At 63.8% G+C, this 8787-nt stretch carries 9 protein-coding genes; 1 reads left to right on the top strand and 8 read right to left on the bottom strand.

The features are described from left to right. Together FNJ47_RS22735 and FNJ47_RS22730 are read right to left on the bottom strand one after the other, a co-directional pair. On the bottom strand, nucleotides 1-1328 hold a 1328-nt coding region (locus tag FNJ47_RS22735), incomplete at its 3' end, for an O-acetylhomoserine aminocarboxypropyltransferase/cysteine synthase family protein (protein WP_236000045.1). 231 nt (nucleotides 1329-1559) lie between these two features. After that, nucleotides 1560-1712: a hypothetical protein gene (locus tag FNJ47_RS22730; RefSeq protein ID WP_163157079.1), complete on the bottom strand. Its 153-nt coding sequence runs from the start codon at nucleotides 1710-1712 to the stop codon at nucleotides 1560-1562. Between the two features lie 30 nt (nucleotides 1713-1742). On the opposite strand from FNJ47_RS22730, the gene FNJ47_RS22725 reads away from it, so the two are divergent. Continuing rightward, nucleotides 1743-3143: an LLM class flavin-dependent oxidoreductase gene (locus tag FNJ47_RS22725; RefSeq protein WP_163157077.1), complete on the top strand. Its 1401-nt coding sequence runs from the start codon at nucleotides 1743-1745 to the stop codon at nucleotides 3141-3143. 39 nt (nucleotides 3144-3182) lie between these two features. Here FNJ47_RS22725 and FNJ47_RS22720 read toward each other — a convergent pair whose 3' ends face one another. From FNJ47_RS22720 to FNJ47_RS22695, 6 genes are read right to left on the bottom strand one after another with little or no spacing between them, the layout of a single operon-like run. Beyond that, nucleotides 3183-3959 carry a MetQ/NlpA family ABC transporter substrate-binding protein gene (locus tag FNJ47_RS22720; RefSeq protein WP_175068406.1) on the bottom strand — a complete coding sequence of 259 codons (777 nt, stop codon included), beginning with the start codon at nucleotides 3957-3959 and terminating at the stop codon, nucleotides 3183-3185. 29 nt (nucleotides 3960-3988) lie between these two features. Next, complete coding sequence (locus tag FNJ47_RS22715; protein ID WP_163157075.1) at nucleotides 3989-4771, bottom strand: MetQ/NlpA family ABC transporter substrate-binding protein; 783 nt, start codon at nucleotides 4769-4771, stop codon at nucleotides 3989-3991. A 33-nt stretch (nucleotides 4772-4804) separates the two neighbouring features. After that, a complete protein-coding gene (locus tag FNJ47_RS22710; RefSeq protein ID WP_163157073.1) occupies nucleotides 4805-5470 on the bottom strand; it encodes a methionine ABC transporter permease in 666 nt (221 codons plus the stop codon). Further along, nucleotides 5460-6584 carry a methionine ABC transporter ATP-binding protein gene (locus FNJ47_RS22705; RefSeq protein WP_163157071.1) on the bottom strand — a complete coding sequence of 375 codons (1125 nt, stop codon included), beginning with the start codon at nucleotides 6582-6584 and terminating at the stop codon, nucleotides 5460-5462. Before FNJ47_RS22705 ends, FNJ47_RS22710 begins: the two co-directional genes overlap by 11 nt. 50 nt (nucleotides 6585-6634) lie before the next feature. Further along, the gene (locus tag FNJ47_RS22700) at nucleotides 6635-6955 is read right to left on the bottom strand and encodes a 4Fe-4S dicluster domain-containing protein (protein WP_163157069.1); all 321 of its coding nucleotides are present in this window, start codon (nucleotides 6953-6955) and stop codon (nucleotides 6635-6637) included. Then, on the bottom strand, nucleotides 6952-8580 hold the full coding sequence (locus tag FNJ47_RS22695; protein ID WP_163157066.1) for an FAD-dependent oxidoreductase: 1629 nt from the start codon (nucleotides 8578-8580) through the stop codon (nucleotides 6952-6954). The genes FNJ47_RS22700 and FNJ47_RS22695 overlap by 4 nt, the downstream gene beginning before the upstream one ends. Between the last annotated feature and the right edge of the window lie 207 nt (nucleotides 8581-8787).

Here is an 8787-nt window from a genome sequence, read left to right as displayed (position 1 = left end):
GACATCCTCGCCGACCTCACCCAGGCATTGGCCCAGGCCGAGGCAAGCGGTAGCGGCCGCAAGGCCGCCTGATCGATCACCGAAAGACGGAGTTGGAACCGAGACCATGAAGACACTATTGCGCCTGCCGCGAGCTGCTCCGCGGAGCTCAGCTGCTGATGGGTGGTCGACGCCGGGTGGATCGCCAGCGACCGCGCATCGCCGATATTGGCGACGTGATAGAACAGTTTCAGCGCATCGATGAAGCGACGGCCGGCCTCGACGCCGCCCTTCAGCCCGAAACCGACCAGCGCGCCATAGCCACCGTTGAGATAGAGATCGGCACGGCGCCGGTTCTCACCGCTTTGCAATCCGGGGAAGATCACATGCGAGACGGCGGGATGCCGTGCCAGGAAATTCGCGACCTTGATCGCGTTCTCATTGTGCTGGCGCAGCCGCAGCGGCAGCGTCTCCAGCCCCTGGATGAACTGGAATGCGTTCTGCGGCGCGATCGCGGCACCGAGATCGCGCAGCAGCTTGACACGCGCGCGCAAGATGTAAGCGATCGGACCGAGCGGCTTGGCGGCCTCGGTCCAGATCGCGCCGTGATAGGCATCGTCCGGCTGCGTCAGCAGCGGGAAACGCTCGGCATGCGCGGCCCAGTCAAAATTGCCGCCGTCGATGATCGCACCGCCGATCGAGGTGCCGTGGCCGCCGATATATTTCGTGGCGGAATAGACGACGATCGCCGCACCGTGGTCGAACGGACGAGCGATGAGCGGCACGGCCGTGTTGTCGAGAATGAGCGGCACGCCGAGCGAACGCCCGATATCCGCAACCTCCCGGATCGGGAACACGTTGAGCTTGGGGTTCGGCAAGGTCTCGGCAAAGTAGGCCCGGGTCTTGGCGTCGGTCGCACGGCGGAAATTCTCCGGATCGGCCGGATCGACAAAGCGAACCTCGATGCCGAATTGCTTCAGCGTCTGCGACAGCAGCGTCCAGGTGCCGCCGTAAAGATCGGTCGACGAGACGATGTTGTCGCCGGCTTGCGCGATGTTGAAGATCGCATAGGCCGTCGCCGATTGGCCCGACGCCACGGCCAGCGCAGCAACGCCACCCTCGAGTGCAGCCAAGCGCTCCTCGAACGCGTCAGCCGTCGGGTTCTTGATCCTGGTGTAGATCTGCCCGATCGCTTCCAGGGCGAACAGCCGCGATGCGTGATCGGTGCTCTCGAACTGGTAGGACGTCGTCTGATAGATCGGAACCGCCACGGCACCGGTCGCCGGGTCGGACCGGTACGAACCGCCATGCAAGGCGAGCGTCTCGACATTCTTGCTTTCGATCGGCATTTCCAAATCTCCTGAAATCCGTGGACAAGCATCAAAGGCAACGAATGATGCGCAGCAGCGTCCGCGGCTGTCGAGACATCGGAGAAAATAGCGATGAGCGTGCTGGCGGTGCATCTGATGGCGTCGCTAATTTTTCAGCCCATGCACCGATCGCGTAGCATTTGTTTCGCTGCCCCAGCGCGCATGGTGGATCAGCGGCACGACCAGCTTCCAACCGATCGATTTCGCAAATCACCGCGCGATGCCGGATACAAAGGTCATTCCGAACAGTGCGACGACGTCGAACGAACCAATCTCTGCTGCGCCGAAACAGAGTCGGAGCACGATTTTGATCTTGCCTTGCCGAATAGAAAATAAAGCCGCGCAGGCGACGTGATAAATCACCTTGCAGTCCTCCACTGCCGGAAGTGCGCGATGACCAGACCGAAAGAACTTCGCTTTAATGCGTTTAACATGATGGCGCCGAGCCACAACTGGGCCGGGCTGTGGTCGCATCCGCGCGACACGTCACTGAACTACAACACGCTCGACTATTGGGTGGACTACGCCAGGACGGCCGAGCGCGGTCTGCTCGACGGCATTTTCCTGGCCGACGTCTTCGGCGTCTATGACGTCTTCGGCGATAGCCCCGAGACGGCGCTGCGCCATGCGGTTCAGCTGCCGAATGCCGAACCGACCCTGCTCGTCTCCGCCATGGCACACGCGACGAAACATCTCGGCTTCGGCATCACCTCCAACCTCACCTATGAACATCCTTACCAGCTCGCCCGCCGCTTCTCGACGCTTGACCATCTTTCTGGCGGCCGAATCGGCTGGAACATCGTCACCGGCTATCTCGACAGCGGCGCCCGCGGCATGGGCCTTGCGGCCAACCGCGCGCATGACGACCGCTATGAGGCGGCCGAGGAGTTTCTGACGGCGAGCTACAAGCTCTGGGAAGGCAGCTGGGAGGACGGCGCGGTCCGCCGCGATCGGGCCGCGCGCATCTTCACGGATCCGGCAAAGATCCATCTGGTGCGGCATCAGGGACGCCACTACCAGGTCGACGGCATCCACCTAGCCGAGCCGTCACCACAGCGCACGCCGCTGCTCTATCAGGCAGGAACCTCAAAGCGCGGACGCGCCTTTGCGGCCAGGCATGCGGAAGCGATCTTCCTCAACGGCCAGACCAAGCCGATCCTGGCCCGCGCCGTGCGCGAGATCAGGGAGGCCGCCCGGGAATTCGGACGCGATCCCTACGACATCCGTCTGTTCGCCGGCGCGACCGTGATCGTTGCACCGACGCGCGCCGAAGCCAACGACCTGCTCGAGGAGTACGCGGCGCATGTCGATCAGGCCGGCCAGCTTGCCCTGCTGTCGGGATGGACCGGCATCGACTTCTCGAACTATCGCCCCGACCAGGCGGTGCAGTATGTCGAGAGCAACGCGATCCAGTCGATGGTCGAGAATTTCACGGTGCGCAGCGACCGGCCGGTCAAGGTCGGCGACCTCGCCACCCTGAGCCGGGTTGGCGCACGCTCGCCGTTCGTGGTCGGCTCGCCCCAGGATGTGGCCGATGAGCTGATCGCCTGGGTCGATGAAACCGACGTGGACGGCTTTAACCTGTTCCGCCTGGTCGCGCCGGAATCGCTGACCTCATTCGTCGACCTGGTCGTCCCGGAACTGCAATCACGCGGCGTCTACAAGACGGCCTATCGCGAAGGCACGCTGCGTGAAAAGCTGTTTCCCGGTCGCGGCCCCTATCTTGACGCCACGCATCCCGGCGCCGGTTTCCGCCGCGCCTCGTCAACAACGCGTGCTGAGGCCGCCGAATAGACTGACTTGCGGACCCCATCGGTGATGGACGATCAGCCGTCACCAGGTTGCGACATAGGTACCCTTGAAGCGCTTCTCGAGGAACGCCTTCACCTCGTCGGAACGAAAAGCGTCGGCCAGCTGCTTGACCCAAGGCTTGTCCTTGTCCTCTTCACGCACGGCAAGGATATTGACCCACGGGCCATCGGCCGCCTCACGCGCAATTGCATCGGTGGCGGGATTGAGCCCGGCCTGAACCGCATAGTTGTTGTTGATCGAGACCAGGTCGACGTCCTGCAATGACCGCGGCAGCTGCGCGGCATCGAGCTCGACGAAACGCAACTTCTTTGGATTGTCGGTGATGTCGGCGATCGTCGAAGCGACGTTATTCGGGTCCCTCAATTTGATCACCCCGTGCAGCGCCAGGATCATCAGGCCGCGCGCCCCGTTGGACGGATCGTTGGCGATCGCCACCCGTGCGCCATCCGGAAGATCGGCCAGCTTCTTGTACTTCAAGGAGTAGACGCCCTGCGGCGAGGCAATCGTGTTGACGACCTTGACGATCTTCCAGCCGGTCTTGGAGAGCTGGTTCTTCAGGTAGGGCTCGTGCTGGAACGAATTAGCCTCGAGATCCCCGAGCGCGAGCGCCTGGTTCGGGATCACATAGTCGGTGAATTCGACCACCTTGATGTCGAGCCCGCGGCCGGCGGCCACCTTCTTCACGACATCAAGGATTTCGGCATGGGGTCCAGCCGTGACGCCGACGCGGACGGTCTCGGCCCTGGCCGCTCCGGTCAAAAGCACGACGACGGCAAGCGCGGTCATCAGGATACGCATCAATCTTTCCTCGGCATTTGAATCGGTGATTACCAGCTCGGCAACACCGCGCCCTTGAACTTGGTCAGGACGAATTCCTTGATCCCGGGCGAGTGGTAACTATCGACCAGGATCTTGACCCAAGGCTTGTCCTTGTCGGCGGAGCGAACCGCGATCAGATTGACATATGGCCCCTTCGGATCCTCGCGCAGGATCGGATCCTTGACCGGATCAAGGCCGGCCTGCGTCGCATAGTTCGTGTTGATGACCGCAGCATCGACGTCGTCGAGCGCGCGGGGCGCCTGGGCGGCATCGACCTCGATGAATTTCAGCTTCTTGGGATTGTCAGTGATGTCGATAACAGTCGGCTTGAACCCGACATCGCTCTTCAGCTTGATTGCGCCCTTGTCGCGCAGCAGGAGCAGCGCGCGGCCGCCGTTGGTGGGATCGTTCGGGATCGAGACCTTGGCTCCGTCAGGGAGGTCCGTCCAGCTCTTGTGCTTGCGTGAATAGATGCCGATCGGGAAATTGACCGTCAGTCCCACCTGCTCGATCTTGTAGCCGCGGTCGGCTTTCTGGTTGTCCAGATAAGGCTGGTTCTGAAACGAATTGGCCTGGATGTCGCCGGCGTCGAGCGCGGCGTTGGGCACGACATAGTCCGAGAACTCGATGAGCTGGAGATCGAGCCCGCTCTTGGCCGCGATCGGCTTCACCGCCTCGAGGATTTGCGCATGCGGCCCGGGCGTCACGCCGATCTTGATCGTTTCAGCAGCAGCCGCGGCCGACCAGACCGCAACAACGCTCGTGAGCGCGAGAAAGGATCGAAACAACATCTTGGTCTCCGTGGAATAAGAATGACTATGGGATCAGCGATTGCGCAGGCGGCGATTGACGCGGCGCGCCAGATAGTCGCCGGCGGTCTGCACGGTCTGCACCAGCGCGATCAGGACGACGACGACCGCCAGCATCATTTCCGGCATGAAGCGCTGATAGCCGTAGCGAATGCCGAGATCGCCGAGACCTCCGCCGCCGACCGCCCCGACCATCGCAGAGTAGCCGAGCAGGCTGACCACCGCGAGCGTCAAGGCGAGCACCAGGCCCGGCAATGCCTCCGGGATCAGGACCTTGAACACGATCTGCAGCGGGCTCGCACCGAACGAGGATGCCGTCTCGATCAGGCCGGCGTCGACCTCGCGGATCGCCGCCTCCACCAGGCGGGCGATGAACGGCGTCGCCGCGATAGTGAGCGGCACGATTGCCGCACCCGAGCCGATCGAGGTTCCGGCGATCAGGCGGGTGAAGGGGATGATCGCGACGACCAGGATGATGAACGGCGTCGAGCGCGCAGCATTGACGATCACGCCGAGAATGCCGTTGGCCGGCGGTGCGGCGAACAACTCGCCCTTGCGGCTGGTGGCCAGGAATATCCCGAGCGGCAGGCCCAATACGGTCGCAACCAGGGCCGCGACCGAGACCATGAACAGGCTCTCTCCGGTGGCCTGAACGATCAGATTGATGAGTTCACGCGACATAGCCGAGACGCTCCACCAGAAGGTCATGCTGAGACAGATAGGCCAGGGCCTGCTTCGCCGCGGCTTCACCGCCGGGAATGCCCAGGATCAGGGAACCGACATGCTGGCCGCCGATCTCGTCGATCCGCGCGGACAGCAGCGCAACGTCATGGGACAGCTCGCGCGACAGCCGCGCCACCACCGTGTCGCCCGCCTCAGTGCCTCGCACCTGCACGCGGAGCACCGCCTTCCCACCGGCAACCGGCTGCGGCGAAATGCGGCTTGCCAGCGAGACTGGAACGCTGTCCCCGATCGCCTCGGACAGGAACGCCTGCGTGACCGAATGTCGGGGATGCGTGAAGATATCGGCGACATGACCGCGTTCGACGACATGGCCACCGTCGATCACCGCGACCTCCTTGGCGAGTTGGCGGACAACCGACATCTCGTGAGTGATCAGCACAATGGTGACACCGAGCTCGCGATTGATGTTGGCCAGCAGGTCCAGAATCGCCCGTGTCGTCTGCGGATCGAGCGCCGAGGTCGCCTCGTCGGACAACAGCACGTTCGGCCACGTCGCCAGCGCGCGCGCGATGCCGATGCGCTGCTTCTGGCCGCCGGACAGTTCGGAGGGATAGCGGTCGTATTTGTCGGCGATGCCGACGAGTGCGAGTAACTCCTCGACCCGAACGGCAATGTCAGCCCTGGACCAGCCGGCGATTTCGAGCGGCAGCGCGATATTGTCTGCCGCCGTTCGCGACGACAGCAGGTTGAAATGCTGGAAGATCATGCCGATTGATCGTTGCGCCAGGCGCAGCTCGCGGCCGGCGAGCCCGGAGATCTCACGGCCATCGACGACGACGCGACCGCTCGACGGCTTCTCAAGCCCGTTGATGAGGCGTACCAGGCTCGATTTGCCGGCGCCGGAACGGCCGATCACGCCGGTGATCGATCCGCGTGGGATCGCAAAGTCGATCGCCTGCAAGGCATGCACACTCGGCTTGTCACGATAGGCCGGATAGACCTTCGAGACGCCCTCGAAGCGGATCATGGCATCGCTTGCGCCTGATGCGAGCGAGATCGACGGCAGCGGCGCGACAGGATGCGCCGTTGTCAGGGATTGATGCACATTCATTCAGTCGGTCCAATTGGGAAATGGCTTCGGTCGCCGGGCACAGCCCGAACTCAATGACCAAAGAGCAGATAGCTGCGGTCGATGCCGCGGAGATCGCGCGTCTGGTCGGTCCAGCCGACCGCGCGGCGGTAACTGCCCAATGCGGCGGTCTCGCGTAGCGCGACTACGTCGGTCGGGCAAGGGGTATCCGCATGGGGCGCGACGTAAAGTGCGTCCTCGGGACAATAGAGTTCGCAAAGGAAGCAGGTCTGGCAATCGCTCTGGCGGGCGATCACCGGAATTCCATCCGTCTTGTCGAACACATTGGTCGGGCAGACATTCACGCAGATGTCGCAGGACGTGCAGCGTTCGGCGTCGATCACCTCGATCATTCCGCAGCCTCTGCGTAGCTGGCGTCAGCGTGCGGCCGGACCGCGGTCCAGACCTCGTCCAATCCGCCGCTGGTCACGTAGTGGCGTTGCCGGTCGTCCTGATCCGGATAATCGTCGCGGCGATGCATGCCGCGGCTTTCGTTCCGCGCCCGCGCGCTGCGATACATCCAGCGCGACGTCGCCAGCATGGCCGCGCTCTCGCGGGCACGCAGCAGATCATCCTTGCTCGCCGCGTCGGCCGCCGATACGTCGACCCACGCCGCATCAAGCCGCGCCAGCGCGCCGTCGAGACGCGACGCATGCCGGAAGTAATTCAGCTCATACGGATAGACCTCGTCCTGAACCGCCCTCGCCAGCACGGCCGGCTCAAGCGGGCGGTTCGACCGGCTTCGGAACGCAACGGTCCCCGCGGAGGCCAGGCGTCGTTGCCGGGCCGGGCCAAGCTGCCGGGCATAGTCTGCAGCGCCCCGTCCAGCCCAGGTCCCCGACGACATCGCCCACGCAGCGTTGTGGCTGCCGCCGCCGGTGAAGCCGCCGCAGATCAATTCGCGCGTCGCCGCATCGCCGGCCGCGTAGAGCCCCGGCACGCTGGTGGCGCAGCTGTCGTCGACAATGCGAAGGCCGCCGGTGCCGCGCACGGTGCCTTCGAGCCGCAAGGTGACGGGAAAGCGTTCGCTGAAGGGATCGATGCCGGTGCGATCGAACGGCAAAAAGAAATTCGGCTGCGATGCCCGCATGTCACGCTGCACGTTGCCATCCGCCTTGTCGAGACGGGCATACACCGGCCCCTGCAGCAATGCACGGGCGATCGCCGACCGCCCGCCCTTGGATGCCGCACCGGGAACGACACTGCCGTCCTCGTAGCTGAAGGTTGCCCAGCCGTAGAACAGCGTCTTGGTCACCGATCCAAACGCCGGCGAGATCGCGTAAGCGTTGGAGAACTCCATACTGCTGAACTCGGCACCGACCTCCGCGGCCATCAGATAGCCGTCTCCGGTCAGCACGTTCGAGCCCAGCGTCTTGCTCAGGAAGGCGCAGCCGCCGGTCGCGATGACGACAGCCTTGGCGCGCACGGTCCAACGATCGTGCTTCTGCCGGCGAACGCCGCTGGCGCCTGCAACCGCGCCGTCGTCGTCGACCAACAGCTCGAGCGCGGTGCTATGATCCAGAATGGTGACGCTGGCTTGCTTGGTGCGCTTGCGCATCAGGCGCATGTATTCCGGGCCTTGCAACGAATTGCGCTGCGATTTGCCGCTGTCGTCGACCGGGTAAGGGTAACCCCAGGCCGCCAATCGATTGCCGTCCTGATAGGTCTGATCGAGCACGCGCGCCATCCAGCGGCGATCCTGCAGATGTCCACCCAGCTTCTCGCGATTGGCCATGGCGGCTTCGCGCAACGCCGGATCGGGATCGACATACCAGACGCCGGTGCCGGCCGCCGCGGTGGCGCCTGACGTGCCGCAAAATCCCTTGTCGGCGAGCACGACCCGCGCGCCGCGCTCCGCGGCGCTCACCGCAGCCCACGTGCCCGCCGGCCCGCCGCCGATCACCAGGACGTCAGCATCGAACTCAACCGAGCCGCCTGGTACGGGTCGCTGTTCGGCGCGTCGATCGTTGGTCGTCATCGCCAGATTCTCCAAACGGCTCCGATCGCTTGCGATGCGCCGCAGTAACATCGTTACGCGCGCGAGCGGCTCTGGCAATTTCAGATATTTGCGTGGACTTGGACGAAGCTTCCCCTGCCGCAGCCAAGGGAAGAATAATCATGCACCGGCGCGGAGGACGTTTCGTTCAACGCCGAAGCAGAACACGAGTTTTGTCCGCGAACCGCG

The sequence above is a fragment of the Bradyrhizobium uaiense genome (assembly GCF_010811875.1).
In the GTDB taxonomy this organism is placed as follows: Bacteria; Pseudomonadota; Alphaproteobacteria; order Rhizobiales; family Xanthobacteraceae; genus Bradyrhizobium; species Bradyrhizobium uaiense.
Note: the sequence above shows the minus strand (reverse complement) of the source record. Positions and strands in the feature narration are given on the sequence as shown.